This window comes from Pirellulales bacterium (genome assembly GCA_035546535.1).
Classification (GTDB): Bacteria; Planctomycetota; Planctomycetia; order Pirellulales; family JACPPG01; genus JACPPG01.
In genome coordinates, this window is the sequence record DASZWQ010000069.1 from 37920 (window position 1) to 53549 (window position 15630).

11 protein-coding genes are annotated in these 15630 nt (G+C 61.5%); 2 read left to right on the plus strand and 9 right to left on the minus strand.

Annotation, left to right across the window (positions count from 1 at the left end; all coding sequences use genetic code 11):
- The first annotated feature begins 237 nt into the window (after window positions 1-237).
- A complete protein-coding gene (locus VHD36_09415; GenBank protein ID HVU87529.1) occupies window positions 238-3087 on the plus strand; it encodes a pitrilysin family protein in 2850 nt (949 codons plus the stop codon).
- A 144-nt stretch (window positions 3088-3231) separates the two neighbouring features.
- Here the strand turns inward: VHD36_09415 and VHD36_09420 are convergent, their stop codons facing one another.
- Together VHD36_09420 and VHD36_09425 are read right to left on the minus strand one after the other, a co-directional pair.
- On the minus strand, window positions 3232-4029 hold the full coding sequence (locus VHD36_09420; protein ID HVU87530.1) for a hypothetical protein: 798 nt from the start codon (window positions 4027-4029) through the stop codon (window positions 3232-3234).
- Window positions 4030-4059: 30 nt separating this feature from the next.
- Window positions 4060-4641, minus strand: a complete 582-nt coding sequence (locus VHD36_09425) for a GNAT family protein (protein ID HVU87531.1) — start codon at window positions 4639-4641, stop codon at window positions 4060-4062.
- A gap of 213 nt (window positions 4642-4854) precedes the next feature.
- Here VHD36_09425 and VHD36_09430 point away from each other — a divergent pair, with 213 nt between their 5' ends.
- Window positions 4855-6180 carry an AAA family ATPase gene (locus tag VHD36_09430; GenBank protein ID HVU87532.1) on the plus strand — a complete coding sequence of 442 codons (1326 nt, stop codon included), beginning with the start codon at window positions 4855-4857 and terminating at the stop codon, window positions 6178-6180.
- 68 nt (window positions 6181-6248) lie between these two features.
- Here the strand turns inward: VHD36_09430 and mgtE are convergent, their stop codons facing one another.
- From mgtE to VHD36_09465, 7 genes are all read right to left on the minus strand, one after another.
- Window positions 6249-7631: a magnesium transporter gene (gene mgtE, locus VHD36_09435; protein HVU87533.1), complete on the minus strand. Its 1383-nt coding sequence runs from the start codon at window positions 7629-7631 to the stop codon at window positions 6249-6251.
- A gap of 104 nt (window positions 7632-7735) precedes the next feature.
- Window positions 7736-8545, minus strand: a complete 810-nt coding sequence (locus tag VHD36_09440; GenBank protein HVU87534.1) for a class II glutamine amidotransferase — start codon at window positions 8543-8545, stop codon at window positions 7736-7738.
- A 288-nt stretch (window positions 8546-8833) separates the two neighbouring features.
- Window positions 8834-10081: a glutamate-cysteine ligase family protein gene (locus tag VHD36_09445; GenBank protein ID HVU87535.1), complete on the minus strand. Its 1248-nt coding sequence runs from the start codon at window positions 10079-10081 to the stop codon at window positions 8834-8836.
- Window positions 10078-11547: a RimK family protein gene (locus VHD36_09450; protein HVU87536.1), complete on the minus strand. Its 1470-nt coding sequence runs from the start codon at window positions 11545-11547 to the stop codon at window positions 10078-10080. Before VHD36_09450 ends, VHD36_09445 begins: the two co-directional genes overlap by 4 nt.
- The gene (locus VHD36_09455) at window positions 11525-12268 is read right to left on the minus strand and encodes a C39 family peptidase (protein ID HVU87537.1); all 744 of its coding nucleotides are present in this window, start codon (window positions 12266-12268) and stop codon (window positions 11525-11527) included. The genes VHD36_09450 and VHD36_09455 overlap by 23 nt, the downstream gene beginning before the upstream one ends.
- Window positions 12269-12524: 256 nt before the next feature.
- Window positions 12525-14306 (minus strand): redoxin domain-containing protein, encoded by a 1782-nt coding sequence (locus VHD36_09460; protein ID HVU87538.1) that lies wholly within the window; start codon window positions 14304-14306, stop codon window positions 12525-12527.
- A gap of 294 nt (window positions 14307-14600) precedes the next feature.
- Window positions 14601-15527, minus strand: coding sequence for a sugar phosphate isomerase/epimerase family protein (locus tag VHD36_09465; GenBank protein HVU87539.1), 927 nt, complete (start codon window positions 15525-15527; stop codon window positions 14601-14603).
- Window positions 15528-15630: the final 103 nt, after the last annotated feature.

The window sequence follows — 15630 nt, forward strand, 5'->3', positions numbered from 1 at the left end:
GCCTGGAATTCAGGGCCTCGCCGCTGGGCGCTGCCACTCATACGCGTGGCGGCCCGGCGAACCAAACGAGACGGACCATCGTTACAAAGAGTGTGATGCCGCGCCCGGGCCCTCGCGAGAGCCCGTTCTCGGCGCACGTCATCATCTTGCACCTTTAGGAGTCGATTCGTGCAACTCTTCAGATTTCTGCGGACTATTTGTTGCCCGGCCCTCCTCGCCGGAACGGTTGCGTTTGGAGTGGTCGGAACTCTGGCCGCTGCCGCCGAGCAGCCCGTTTTTCCGTTTCCGATCGAGAAGACGGTACTCGATAACGGGCTGACGATCATCACCGTTCCGGCCGACACGCCGGGGGTGATCTCATATTACACGATCGTCCGCACCGGATCGCGCAACGAGATCGAGCCAGGGCTCTCGGGCTTTGCTCATTTCTTCGAACACATGATGTTCCGCGGTACGCCGCGCAACAGCAACGAGCAATACAACGCCAAGATGAAGGCGATGGGCGCCGATTCGAACGCCTTTACGACCGACGATTGGACCGCCTATCACACCACGGCCTCGGCTGATGCACTGTCGACGATCATCGAGCTCGAAGCGGATCGTTTCCAGAACCTGAGCTACGACCTGCCCGCGTTTCAAAAAGAAGCCCGGGCCGTACTCGGGGAATACAACAAGATCGCTTCGTCACCGCTCTTGCTGCTGGACGAGACGATGCAGGATGTGGCCTACGAGAAGCACACCTACAAACACACGACGATCGGCTTCTTGAAAGACATCGTCGACATGCCCAACCAGTACGAGTACAGCCGGAAGTTTTTCGAGCGCTGGTACCGTCCGGACAATTGCATCGTGCTGGTGGTGGGTGATGCCCGGCACAAGGAAGTGGTTGAGCTGGCGCGCCGGCAATACAGCGGTTGGAGGGCGGGAGTGGCGAAAATCGAAATTCCCGCCGAGCCTGCACAAACGGCCGAGCGGCGCCGCGACCTCGAATGGAAAGGCGTGACGCAGCCGTACTTGTACATCGGCTACCACGTCCCGGGGTTCGATCCGAAGAGCCGGGACATCGCAGCGCTCGATGTCTTGAGCGAGGCGATTTTCTCGCAGGTCAGCCCGCTCTATCGCAAGCTGGTGCTGGACGAAGCCCGGGTCGAAACGATCACGGCTGGCGCTCAATTCCATCGCGATCCGACGCTGTTCACGATCATGGCCCGTCTGCACGACGCGGCCGACATGGCGGCGATCGAAAAGGAGATCTACCAGGCTCTCGCCGCCGCGGCCGAGAAGCCAATCGACGCGCAGCAATTGGCCGACATTAAATCGCACATGCGCTATGGCTTTGCCACGAGCCTTGATTCGACGAATGCCATTGCCCGAGGGCTGGGATCGTTCTTGGAACTGACGGGCGATCCCGATTCGCTGAATCAGATTTACGCCACCTATGAACAGGTCACACCCGAAGATGTGCAACGGGTGGCGAAAGAGTATTTCGCGCCCGAGAACCGCACGGTTGTCACGCTGCTGAGCGAAAAGGATGCAGCCGCGAAGAACCAAACAGCCAAGGCCGACAGTGCCCCCGCGGCGACAAAAGCAAGGCCGGAGACCGCGCCTGCTGCGAAGGCGAAAACTGCCAAGGCCGCGCCGCAGAAAGCCAACGATTCGGTCGAGGCCGGCACGAAAAACGGGTCGCCGCTGGTGACCTTGCGCATCGCCTTCCGTGCCGGATCGCAGAACGACCCGCCGGGCAAGGAAGGTTTGGCCGCACTCACGGCGCGCATGATTTCCGAAGGGGGTTCGGATGAGGTCTCTTATTCCGAACTGCTCGAGTTGCTCTATCCGCTTGCTGGCCGCATGGACGGTCAATGCGATAAAGAAGTGACGATCTTCACGGGCGAAGTCCATCGCGACAAGCTCGCCGAGTTCTATCCACTGTTCATCGACACGCTCTTGCGTCCGCGCTTCGACCAGGCTGACTTCGAACGCCTTCGTCAGGAGCACCTTAGCTACCTCTCGGCCCGCTTGCGCGGCAACGACGACGAGAACCTGGGCAAGTGGACGCTGCAACTGTCGCTCTACCCACCGACGCATCCCTACGGGCATGTCGACCAAGGGACGATCGCGGGCCTGCAGGCGATCACGCTCGACGACGTCCGCAACTTCTACAAGACGCACTACACGCAGGCCGCGATGACAGCCGTGGCCGCGGGTGGGATTAGCGATGCCTTCCGCGGGCGGCTGTCCAAGGACCTCGCCGCCGGATTGCCAGCGGGCAAGGCGAACGTTTCCGATTTGCCGGCGCCGCACAAGCCTGATGGGCTGGAACTAACGATCGTCGAAAAGCCGACCATCGCCACGGCCATTTCGCTCGGCTTTCCGATCGACATAACGCGGGCTGACGACGATTACTATGCGCTGGCTGTTGCCAGTTCGGCCTTCGGCGAGCATCGCACGTTCAACGGCCGGCTGATGAAGAACATGCGTGGCAAACGCGGCCTCAATTACGGCGATTACGCGTATATCGAAAACTTCATTCAGGATGGGCCGGGCACGTTTGTTCTGCCCGGAGTCCCGCGGCGGCAGCAGTATTTTTCGATCTGGATTCGTCCGGTGCCGCACGACAAGGGCGTGTTCGCGCTGCGACAAGCGTTGCGAGAACTCGATCAGCTGGTCAAAGACGGACTGACCCAGGAAGAATTCGAAGCAACCCGCAATTTCCTGTTCCACTACAGCAAGTTGTGGGCGCAGTCGCAGTCACGCCGCGTCGGCTACGATTTGGACGGCCAGTTCTACGGTCGCGCGAGTCAAATCGAGGAACTCGCCCGTCGGTTGCCCAGCATGACGCGCGAGCAGGTGAACGCGGCGATTCGCAAGCATCTGCAAGCGAAGAATGTCTCGATCGCGGTGGTAACGGACGATGGTGCCCGCTTCCGCGACCAGGTCCGCTCGGGCAAGCCGACGCCGCTGGTCTACGACACGGCCGGCACGCCGCCCGAGATCCTGGAAGAGGACAAGGAGATCGAATCGTGGCCTTTGCCCATCGCGGCCGACCATATTCGTGTCGTCCCGGCGAAAGAGCTGTTCGAGCGGTAGACGGAAGGCAATACCGAATGTCGCTGACTCGCCCTGCGCCACTGGTGGCTTGCCACCAGTGAGCGTTTTGGGCGCGTACCCGTGTCGCCGAAAAGTCTGTGAGTGCTTGCCGCTGTGGTTCTGGTTTGATGATCCGTTTTGAAGTTACTTCGTATTCTCATCCTTCCGCCACCACTGTCCCCGTTCCCCTCTTAAGTGAATTGCTTGCTGGGCCACTCCTTCATCCTGTGCGGAAACGAGCTTTTTGACGATCGGAAGTAGGTCACGCTCATAACTCTCCGAATTGAGCCCTTTGCACTTGGTTTCACCGTGACGGAGCCAGCCGAGCGCCTCCATCTCGCGCTTTGCGTCGCCGCTGATCAGCGCGTCTTTGAGTGCGGCGTACCTCGACCAATCTTTTCCCGCCGCTGACCACCATGCCTTGGCTCGATTTCGCGCCTTATTGATGCGGTCTGCTCGGGACGCTTCGTCACGTTTTGCGGGCACCACATCCTTCAACGGCACGTCGGTTTTACCTTTGATAGCAGCCTGGAGTAGATCCTCCTCACGAATCGCGCCTTCGCTGAAGCCAAAGTTCTGAAACGCGGCTTCTTCCAGAACCCAGCCCGCACGTACGGCAATCCGGTCCAAATCGTAGTCCACAATGCGCCCGTGCCCATAGAACGTCATCGCGCCGGGATAAATCAGGTCAGATGTGTTCGTGAGAGGAACGAAATCATCGCGGTCCAGCAGGACAATGACCGCCGCAATGCCGTCGGCTTCTTGCGATTCGAACTTGGGCTTCGCAAGCCGAACCTTTTGCCAATTGTTCGAGACCAGGTCGGAAATCAACGACGTCTCGGGTGTTTGAGCATGCACTTTGGAGGGAACAAACGGTGTACTGTGGCACATTGCTAAAAAGCTCATGATGAGCAATGCCGCCAGTCGTTCCGGCTTTTTCATTTTTGCCTCCTAGAAGGCGTGTGGGTGCAGCTACAGTACGTACCGCAAACGGGCTTCGAGCTTCGCTTTTGCCGCGGGCCATTCCTGGTCGGTGATGCTGTACATCACTGTATCTCGGATATAACCGTCCGGCATGATCATGTGTCGGCGCAGGATGCCCTCGCGCACGGCGCCTAGCTTCTCGATCGCCCGCTGGCTCTGTTTATTGCGGCTATCGGTCTTCAACTGAACGCGGATCGCATTCTGTTGCTCGAATGCGTGCCGCAACAACAAGTATTTGCATTCGGGATTTACGGCGCTTCCCTGCAGCGGCTTGGTGAGCCAGGTGAAGCCGATTTCGAGATTCCGATCGCGCTGGCGAATGTCGAGATAGCACGTCATACCGACGGCCTTGCCCGACTCGCGCAGCACGATCGCGAAGGGGCACCAATCGGCGAGCGAGCCGAGATAGCCGATTACCGCCTGCATGCCGGCCGGCGAATATTCCGGCGGCGGAAACGTGTTCGTGAAAATCTCGGGCGTTGCGGCCGTGGCCAAATCCGCAGCGTGCGACATTGCCAGTGGTTCCAGCCGCGCTACGCGCCCTTCAAGAACGATCGGCTTGACCTCCATGGGAATCCTCCGCATTGAAATCGTTCCGCGAGAAATGTTCGCGGCAGTTTAATGGCAGTGCGATCGCCCGGCAAACGAGCGCGAGAGACTCGCCGGGCAAGCCCGGCGGCTAATATCTATGCAACTGCCGGCTGCTTGCTGCCGTCCGCCGACTAATTCGTGGCCTAAACTTTCTCGCCACGAATTCACGTCCTTGTCGAGGGAGGGGCCGCGATGTCTGCTACGGAAACCACGGGCCGCGACAGCGTATTAGCCGCGGTGCTGTCCGACGAAGGATTCTTTCCGGCCGAGCCACACTCGATTGAAGAAACGGGCCTGGCCGTTTCGCTGATCGAGTCGTTGATTGCCAAGCAGCTATCGACGATCGGCACCTCCAGCGGCCGGGCTTTGGCCGATGCCCTGTGCCTGCCCTTCGGCGTGCTCGATCCCTTGTATCAAAGCCTGCGCACGCGGCAGATTCTGGTACACACCGGCTCGGCGCCGTTGAACGACTACTACTACACACTCACCGAACAGGGGCGCGAGCGGGCCGCGGCATTTCGCGACGCCTGTGCTTATACCGGTGCGGCGCCGGTGCCCATGTCTGACTATCTGCTGTCGGTCGAAGCGCAATCGATCCGGGCCGAAGCGCCCAAGCGTTCGAAACTAGAGAAGGCGTTCGCCGACATCTCGATCAATCCCGCGCTGTTCGACAGCCTGGGCCCGGCCGTGAACTCGGGCGCGGGCTTGTTCTTGTATGGCTCGCCTGGCAATGGCAAATCGACGCTGGCCCGGCGGATCACGGTTTGTTTTGGCCAGCACATCTGGATGCCGCAGACGTTGATCGAGGATGGGCAGATCATCAAGCTCTTTGATAGCGTCTATCACGAAGCGGTCGAGAACAAGCAATCAACGCTGATGAAGGCGGCCTCGCACGATCGGCGGTGGGTCAAAGTGCGCCGTCCGACGGTCATCGTTGGTGGCGAGCTGACGATGGACGGCCTGGAAATTCGCCACGACCCGGTCAGCAATACCAGCGAAGCGCCGCTACAATTGAAGAGCAATTGCGGCTGTCTGTTGATCGACGACTTCGGCCGCCAGCGGATCGAGCCGCGGGAGCTTCTGAATCGCTGGATCATTCCGCTGGAAAACCGAATGGATTTTCTCACCCTGTCGACGGGCAAGAAGATCCGCGTGCCGTTCGAGCAGTTGATCATCTTCTCGACGAACCTCGAACCCTCGGATCTGGTCGACGAAGCCTTCTTGCGGCGGATTCCCTACAAGATCCAGATCAACGACCCGGACGAATCCGAGTTTCACCATCTCTTCGAGCTGTACGCCGTGGGTTTTGGCTGCGACTACCGCGCGGACGTGGTGGATCATCTGTTGCGGACGCACTACCGGGCCCACAATCTGCCGATGCGCCGCTGCCATCCGCGCGATCTGTTGGGCCAGGTGCGCAATTACTGCGTATACAACGGCCTGCCGATGGAAATGCGGCCCGAGTATTTCGACCGCGTGGTGAAGAGTTACTTCACGGTTCTGGCTACGGCGAAGTAAAGATGGACCGGGCATCTTTCGCGTCGAAGAAGCGCCGAGCAAGCTCGGCGGTTAAATAGCCGACGCCGTCACATCAAAAAGGCTTCCGCAATCGCGAAATAGACCAGGATGCCGGTGACGTCGACCAGGCTGGCGACCACTGGGTTCGACATGAGCGCCGGGTCGAGCCCGACGCGCTTAAGGACCAGGGGCAATGTCGCGCCGACCAGGTTTCCACAGACCACGACGGTCGCCACGCCCATCGCCACGACCATGGCCATGTGCGCGACGGTCACCTCTCCGACCGACTCGTCATGGCCTCCCAGTACGTGCAGGAAGCCAATCGCGCCGAACAGGCCGAGCGCGCCGAGCGTCAAGCCCAACGACGCGCCCATCATGATCTCGTGCCAGACGATGCGGAACCAATCGGCGGGCCGTACCTCTCCCAGCGCCAGTGCGCGGGTGATGATCGTGGCCGATTGCGAGCCGCAGTTACCGCCGGCCGAGATGATCAGCGGGATGAACAGGACCAGGCCCGGCACGGCGTCGAAGGTTTCCTTGTAGCGCAAGAGGACCATCATGGTCATGAACTCGGCGCAAAACAAAATCGCCAGCCAGAAGCTGCGTTTGCCCCACATAGTGACGAGCGGCGTTCGCAGGTAGCTGTCCTCGAGCGGCCCGACGGCGCCCAAGCGATAGACGTCTTCCGTGGCCTCTTCGACGATGACGTCGGCCACGTCGTCGTGCGTGACGATGCCGACGAGCCGGTTTTCGTGGTCCAGGATCGGCAGCGCGAGCAAGTCGTATTCCATCAGCTTGCCGGCGGTGACTTCCTGATCTTCATCGACGACCGAGGAAATCACTTCGCGCTGCATGATGTCGGCCACGCGGCGATGCTGCGGCGCAAGAATCAGGTTCTTCAGCGACACGAATCCCACGAGCCGACGTTCGCTGTCGAGCACATAGCAGTAATAAATCGTTTCACGATCGGGCGCCTCGTGCCGCAGGCGATCGATGGCCTCGGCGGCGGTCAGTTCGGCGGGCACCGTGGCGTAGTCGCTCGTCATCACGGCGCCGGCGGTGTCTTCCTTGTAGGCCGTCAGGCGGCGGATATCCTCGCGCTCGGCCTGAGCCAAGAGCGGCAGAATCTGCTCGGTGCGCTCCTCGGGCAGCCGCGTGATCAAATCGGCCCGCTCGTCGTGCGACATGGCGCTGACGAGCGTGGCCAGCGCCCCGCGATCCATCAATTGCGCGATGCCATCCTGGAGCTCGGCTTCCAGATACGAGAAGACCTCGGCCCGCACGCGTCCGGCCAAAAGGGTCAGCACGTACAGTGCTTCCTCGGGCGCAAGATCATCGAGCATTTCGGCCGTGGCCGCGGGATGGTGCGGCACGAAGAAATCCCGCAGCACCTTCTCCTCGCGCTCGAGCACGAGCTCACGCAGATCAGGCGCTAGCAGGGGATGACGCATGAAATGGTCCTATTCAGAACGGACGAGCCCGCATGGCCCGCCTCCACTCTATCCTAACACTCGCATTCGATGGCGAGCTTACCTACACCCAAGTGTCCGAATTTTCAAATCGCCAACCACCGCACGACGTAATCCTGGTCCACCGCCAAGATGTGGCCATCCGGCACTTCGGACCACGGCTCGTCACCGATCGCCTCCGAGGCGACCATCACGCCGGGCGTTGCTCCCGCGTTCGAACTTGTCGCCAGCGGGCCGGCGTGATTTGTCCAATACAAGGTGTGCTTCCAGCGCGAGGCAACAAAGACATGGCCGTCCGAAAGCACGAGATTCAAACGTGTCGGCTCGGCCGGCTTTGTCGCGGCGCTGCGCTCGGCCAAAATGCGAATCGCCGCGGCCATTTCGCGCATGACAAGCGTCACGTCCTGGCACGGCGCCTCGGCCGCCCGGCCGGCCTTTCGTAAGCGGCTCAAGAGCCAGAAGAACACCTGCTCGCTATCGGTGGTGCCGGCCACCTGGTGGCGCAGACCGGGATCGGTCTCTTCGACCAGCTGGGAACGCAGCTTGTCGAACCCGGTAACCGTGCCATTGTGCATGAAAATCCAGGGACCGAACGCGAACGGGTGCGCGTTGGCCACGCACAGGTCGCCGACCGACGCCTGCCGCACGTGCGCAAGCGCTACGTTCGACGAGATCGCGCGGGCCGATGCCGAAAACTCTTTATCCTCGGGCGCCGCCGTCGGCCGGCGAATCACCTGCGGCTTGCCGTCCTGGTAGTAGCCGATGCCCCATCCATCGCGATGCTTTTCGCCCCGCCAGTCACCGCAACTCTGAGTCAAAAGTGAATGCGGCGCATCGAGCAGCACACCGGCCAGCGGCAGCGGACGCGCGGCAATGTGGCCGTACAATCGGCACATATTCTGACCCGTGACAAAATAAAACTGGCGGCAAGAGAAAGGGCATCGCAGTCGACTTGCCACGACCGAGGGCCCGGAATCACAACGGAGGGAACGTGGACGAGCCGCGCGACGAAAAAGCTCGATTCCGCGGCAAATGCCGCGATGTCCCACGCCCGAGAATTATACTGCGTGGAGTGGGAATGGCCTAGGTCAGAGCGCGTCGCGAGGTGAAGGTTCCGGCGTCTGAGTAGGGTGCCCTCTGGCGCCACGGTTTTATCGCTGGCGCGATGGTGCCCACACGGCACCCTACAAAAGCATCTCGCCGCGCGTTAGACAATCGCACAGTCGGGCAAATTCACGCGCTTGGGCGTGGCGGTCGTCGGCTCGGTTTCCAAGCCTGTGCAAAAGGCGTCGCGCGAGCGGCCCTTCACGCAGGATCACCTCCAAGGCGCGATCCGTCTCCGGCGTGCGTGCCGGCCGGTCGGCGACGCGCTCATTGATATGCCGCCACAGTTCGGCCGCCGTCGCTGACGACGCCTTCATACCGAACAGGCGCAAGTAGTCGGCGTCGCGGACCACGGCCTGTTCGCCCTCGCGAATCGCGGCCAGCAGGATTTCTGCTAATCGTTCGGCGGGCCAGGCCTGCTGCTCGTCGAGCGTACCAAAGCGCCCGTCGGCCAGTCCGCGCAACGTTCCGACGGCCAAACCGCAGATCGCCAAATCCGCCGCCGGGCATTCCTGGATATCGAGGACGCGAATTTCAATCGTGTTCCGCTCGAACCGCGCGATCGCACCCCGAGCGTTCAGCCATTCCTCCTGCAAGACGCCATCCGGATCGTGCGGTGCGATCTCGGCGTACAGCGTGTTCAAAATGACCTGCCGGTAATCCGCTTCGCTGAACACCGCTTCCGGAACCACGTGCCCGGTGACCGAAGGGATGCGTCGGCTGTTCGTGCGATAGACGTCCAGGCGCGTGTCGAGAATGCCGGTCGCCCGGCCGTCGACGATGGGGCTGCTGGCCGCCAAGGCGGGCAGAATCGGAAGGACAAGGCGAATCGCGGCGTGCAACCGGCCGAACTCGGCGTCGTCGCCGAACGGCAGATTCAGATGCACGCTTTGCAGGTTCGACCAGCCATGCCCCTGACAGTTGAAGATACGGTTAAAGGCCGCGTAGATCTCGTTGCAATCGTGCGGCCAAAGTTTGGTTTCGCGCGCGGGATCCATCCACGGATGCATACCGCCGGGCATGAGCTGAGCGCCATGTCTCGCGAGCAGTTCGTTGATGCGACGTACCTGCGCCTGGAAAGATCCGGCCAGCGGCGCCAAGGACGGCGCGGGATCGGTCGTTTTCAGTTCGACGACGTGGGCCACCAGTTCGTTCGACCAGGAGACGTCGCCTGCCTCGACGTCGCCGACGTATTCCTCGCCGCCGGTCGCGTCGCGCATCAGCTCGTCGGCAATAGGCCGCACGTCGAGCGACTGCGCATCGACGATCATGTATTCCAGCTCGACGCCGAAAGCCTCGAACAAACGTAGTCGCAGGGCGGTGCTCACGAGATCCTCTTGCCAGCCTTCGTGGCTTCGATGCGTTCCAGAAATACATCCATCATGCGGGTGTACAACTCGTTCTTCAGAAAGTTGTCTTCCACGCCGGCGTCGATGTTCGGGTTGTCGTTGACTTCGATGACGTAGCAGTGCCGGCCGCTCTGTTTGATGTCGACGCCATACAGGCCATCGCCGATCAAGTTCGCAGCCTTTAGCGCCGTGCTGATCACCTGGCGCGGCGCCTGCTGCACGGGAAAGGTTTCGGTGCGGCCGTAGCGGCGCTTGCCCGACGCTTCGTTCTTCACGATCTGCCAATGATCCGTCGCCATGTGATACTTGCAGGCGTACAAAGGCTGGCGGTCGAAAATGCCGACACGCCAGTCGTAAGCCGTGGGCAGAAACTCCTGGGCGATCAGCAGGTCGGATTTTTCCAGGAACTTTTCGGCACAGTCGTCGAGCATCTGCTGGCTTTCGACTTTCACCACTCCCAAGGAAAAGGCGGCATCCGGCTGCTTGAGCACGCAGGGGAAGCCGAGTTCATCCCCGATCGTGCCGATGTTGTCCTTGTTTACGATTACGGTGCGCGGGATGGCGATCTTGTGCCGGGACAATAGCTCGGCCAGGTAGACCTTGTTCGAGCAGCGCAAGATCGATTCCGGATCGTCGACGACGACCAGCCCTTCCATCGCGGCGCGCCGCGCGAAGCGGAAGGTGTGGTGGGCCACGGCCGTGGTCTCGCGAATGAACAGCGCGTCGAACTCGGCGAGCCGGGCATAATCGTCCCGCCCGATCAGGTCGGTTTGCAGCCCAGCGGCCTCGGCGGCGCGGACGAAGCGGTCGAGTGCTTTCTCGTCCGACGGCGGCAAAGGCTCGTCGGGATTGACCAGGATCGCCAGGTCGTACTTGGCGAGGTTGCGCTTGCGCGGCGAAGCCCGGCGACCGGAAAAATGCTCGGTCGCCACGTCCAGCACGAACGGCCGATGTTGCGGCGGAATGCCGTCGACCGGCACGGGTCCGATCTGCCGCAACTGCCACTTGCCGTTCTTGGTGAATTGCGCCCGCAAGAGCGGCGCCTGAAACAGGTTGAACAAGTGCAGGCTCAAGCGATCATAGCGCCGCGCCAGGTTGCGGCCGAAGTAGATACTGAGCGTGAACTTGTCCGATTCGATAGGCGCCAAGCTGGATTGAATCAAATCATCCAGGTCATCCGAGACGAAGCGCACCACGGTCTGCGACTTCATGTCCTGGATGGTCATGATGTTCGGCAGCGGCTTGTGCCCCCGCGCGGTCGCCAGCAGCGTCACGTAGTAGCCCAGGCTTTGATAGCGGTAGGAACGGCACAGGTTAAAGACCTTGGCCCCGCGGACCTCGCCGTACTCGGGCTTGGTGAGGTAGCTTTTCGCATCGATGACCGCCACCCCCGGTATTTGAAACGGCCACTCGCTGACGTTGTTAACGACGATCAATACCGGCATGACTTCCTTGTTTGCGCTGCTTGCGCGGTTCAATGATCAAGAGGTTCGCATCGTAGGTGACTATGCCCAGCAGGATGGCGCAGATGACGCGATCGATGCTGACCACGTAGCGGTTGTCGCCGGCCACGGGGTTGGGGGCCAATGGATCAGCGACCAGGACTTCGCGCGTGTCACGGTTGTATCCGCACAGGACCACGAAATGCCCCGTCGGTTCGCCGCGCACGCTGTCCGGCTCGCACGTGGGGCCATATTCGCGGGCGGCCCGGTGCAGATACGTGGCGCTTAAGCCCGTCAACACCGGAATCGAACGGCTCAGATATTTGCGAATCAAATGCCCTGTCAGGTCTTCGAAGCGCAGCTGGCCGCCGCGTTCGAGAAACTCGAGATAGGCCTGGGTCGCCACCCGCAATTTCGGGGACGACTTGTACTCCCTCTGCTGGACCAGCAACTCGGCCAGGTCGGCGCGGCGCGGCCGGAACCAGGTCGGGTCGAACAACTGCAGATTATACGTGTAGATTGTTGCGGAGTAGCCGCGGCGCAGGGCGTGACAGGCCAGAAAAACGTCGAGCGTTCCTCCCCCGTCGACTCGTCCGACCTCGGAGATGACCTGTTCCAGATCGATCTGGTCGCCGTGATAGCGATAGACGGAGTGCAAGCACGTCGGACCACAGGTGTAGTCGTCCGGCTGCGGCAACATCTCGACAATGAGGTTTGTATCCAACGTCCCCGCAACCTCCCGGCTGACCCCGCCTGGGCAGGGCTGCAACAGGCAATCGACAGAGTTCTTCGCGCCGCCGCAGATTTTACCCCGTTTGCCGATTTTGGACGAGAGCAAGAGCGGGGCGGAGGCATGCGGCGAATAGGATCGCTGGCTGGAGAGGGCGCAAGAAAAAGCCGGCCAGGTGACTGCCCTTTTTCACCCGGCCGGCGTCCAGCGGGCGGTTCGGGGGCGCCCGCTACGTGACGATCAAAGACAGCTACTGCCCTGCCATCGGCTGGCTGTTCGCCGGAGCCGGCGACTCGCCGGGCAAGGTGGTGAAGTAGCCGATCATCATTTCGTCCCAGGTTTGTTCGCCCCAGCCGACGTTGCGCTTCGGATCGGGGTTGCTCAGGTTGTTTTCCGAGTTGTCGAACAGGGCCGTGCAGTGCAGTCGGGTGCCGCTGGGCAGTAGCTTCGGCACGGCGAGGTCGTAACGCATCTGCCAGTTGAAATCGTACCGCGGCACGTCCAATAGAATCTCGGTGCGGCCGTCGGGATATTCCGCTTCGTAGCGGAACGCCTTGCCGCGCATGTGCATGTGCGGCGTCATCGAGACAAGCCGTACGTCCTTGTGGAAATGGTGCCGCGACTCGACGGCAAAATTGTCGGCGCCGGCGGGAATGCGGAAATGCGTATTGGCGGCCTCGTCACCATCGACGCGCTCGCGCACTTCCTTGGGATCGGCAAAGACGATCCCCACCGAGCTGCGGTCGAGCTGCTCGGTGCCGTTGGGCGTGTAGTGAACCTGGAACGAGATCTTCGAACCCTTCGGCACGAACATCGCCGCGCCTTCGGGATATTTGGCCGGTGGCATCCCAGGGGCATATCCGACGAGCGAGCCGCCCCCGAGCCCCAGCCGCGGATGCTCCTTGGGCTTCGAAAACCCGACGATGATGTGATGCACCACGGCGCGATTGCCCGGCCGGGCTTCGATGGCCTTGATCCATTTGTCCTCTTTGAAGAACGGATCGACCAGGAAGTACCGATACGGGAGCACGCCCTTCGCCGCCACTTTCACCGGCTTCTCTTGGATGTACACGATCTGGTCGGGCTGCGGGATTTGCCATCCCTCGGCGAACTGCGGCGGCGTGGGGAGGTCCTTGGCATTACCCTCGGGACAGCCATTGTCGACCCAATCGTAGATCAACTGTTTCTCGGCGGCGCTTAGTCGTCCGTCGTTGCTGAACTTTCCGTGTGCGGGATTGGCGTGCCAGGGGGGCATCCGCTCTTCTTCGACCACTTCGCGAATCGTCGAGGCCCAGCCGACGATCTCGTCGTAGCTGGTCATGGGAAAAGGAGCGATGTCACCGGCGTGATGGCAGTTGGCACAGCGCTCGTTCAGCAGGCGCGAAATCTGATTCGCATAGGTCACGGTGCCTTGCGGCTCGACCTTCGTCATGCGACCGATCAAGCAGCCTGGCGCTTCGGTGACCGGCTGACTCACTTCATGGCCGGCAAGTAGCTCGTCGAGCGCCGCGACCAGGTCGCGGCGTGTTGGGCTGGGGCGCTGAAAGCCGATGCCGTATTGGTCGTCGACGCGGCCCGCGTAGCGAACTGTGCGGGACGCATCGAGCACGAACACCTGCGGTGTGCGCGACGCGGCCAGCGCGTCGGCCACGACGTTGCCCGCGTCCTTCAACAGAGGATACGTCAGCTTGTGCTGCTGGGAGAAGGCGGTCATTTCCGTGAGCGCGTCTTGCCGATTGGCATTCACGCCCAGCACCGCCACTCCGCGCGGGCCATACTCCTGCGCGATCTGCTCGAGCCGCCCGGCGTACAATTTCACCAGCGGACATTCGTTGCCCAGGAACGCCAAGACGACCAACTTGCGGTCGGCATAGTCGGCCAGGGCGTGCGGCTTGCCATACTGATCGCGGAGCGTGAAGGCCGGCGCCTGGCGGCCGATCAATTCCTTATCCTGCTTGACCTCATCGGCCACGACCGGGGAAATGCCCAGCGCTAGCAGGCCGGCCAGCAGAAGAATCCGATTCCTTGTCATCGTTTACTTTCCTCGATTCGCTTTCCGGTGACCGTGCGGAGGCTTTGGCCCTGGTTCGTTGCTAAGGACAGCGCCGAGCAAGCTCGGCGTTTAAATGTAAACAGTCGACCGTGCGGAAGTCTTTCCCCGGCTTCGCCAGTTTGGCGCGCGGGCCGACCGGCTTGCCCCCGCAGTATTCTTCGGAATTACCCCTTCTTGGCCATGCTGGTTTCAGTCAAGGGGCGTGATTCTGTGCAAATCGGCCGCTCGAATGCGGGGCATTGTTCCTGTCCCGGCTGCCCCAAGTGCCGCCAGTTAGCTGGCAAAAATCCGGTCCATCCGCTGGGCGATCTCGGCCAGCCGGTCGCGCCCGCCGCCGGGAATCTCGGCCGTGGCCCAGCCCGAGTAGCCGATCTGTCGCAGGGCGGCCATCACGGCTGGCCAGTCGCAATCGCCTTCCAACAGCTCGACGTCGAACCCCTTGCCGAGCCCTTCGTCGTTTTGTTTCTTGCGGCTGAACTCTTTGATGTCGAGCTTCAGAATCCGCTTGCCCAGGGTCGTGATCCAATGCTCGGGCCAGCCGTAGCGTAGCACGTTGCCGACGTCGAAATACGCGCCCACCATCGGCGAATCGAGTTCGTCGATGTAGCGAGCTTCCTCCAGCGGGCTCAAGAGGAAATTGTTCCAGACGTTTTCCAGCGCGATCTTGATGCCCAACTCGTTGGCCAAGGGAAGGGCCTTGCGCATCTCGGCCTGCGAGCGCGTGTAGGCATCGGCGTACGAAACTTCCTTGTTCACCACGGCCGGCACCAAGAGGACCGTCGTGCCGCCATAGTATTTCGAATCGCGCAGCGCGGTCTGCAGCCCTTCGAGCCCGCGCTGCCGGACTGCCGGGTCGGGATGCGACAGGGTATCGCGCCAATGCACCGAATCGACGACACCATGAATCGGCAGCCCGACTTCATCGCGGGCGCGCAAGACTTCGTCACGATCGAGCTTGCTGGGGCTATCCATCTCGACGCCGTCGAAGCCCAGGTCCTTGAGGAGCTGGAACTTTTCCTTCACCGTGTTGCCGGCCTGGATCATGCCGTACTTCACGGCCTTCTTCATGCCGGTGGTTTTCGTCGGCGGTGGTGCGGCTTCGGCCGTGATGGCGAGGGAGCTAAGTTGTGCGGCGCCGGCCGCGGCGGCTCCCGCGATTTTGAGGAATTCGCGCCGGTCAGGCCGAGTGTGACCGCTCATTGTTGCTCCTTGCGTGGAACCCAAATAAAGTAATGCCGGCAGCGGCTGGCGAGCATGCCGACGATCGCCATGCGGGCCGCCGACCAACACAACCGAAAACGGT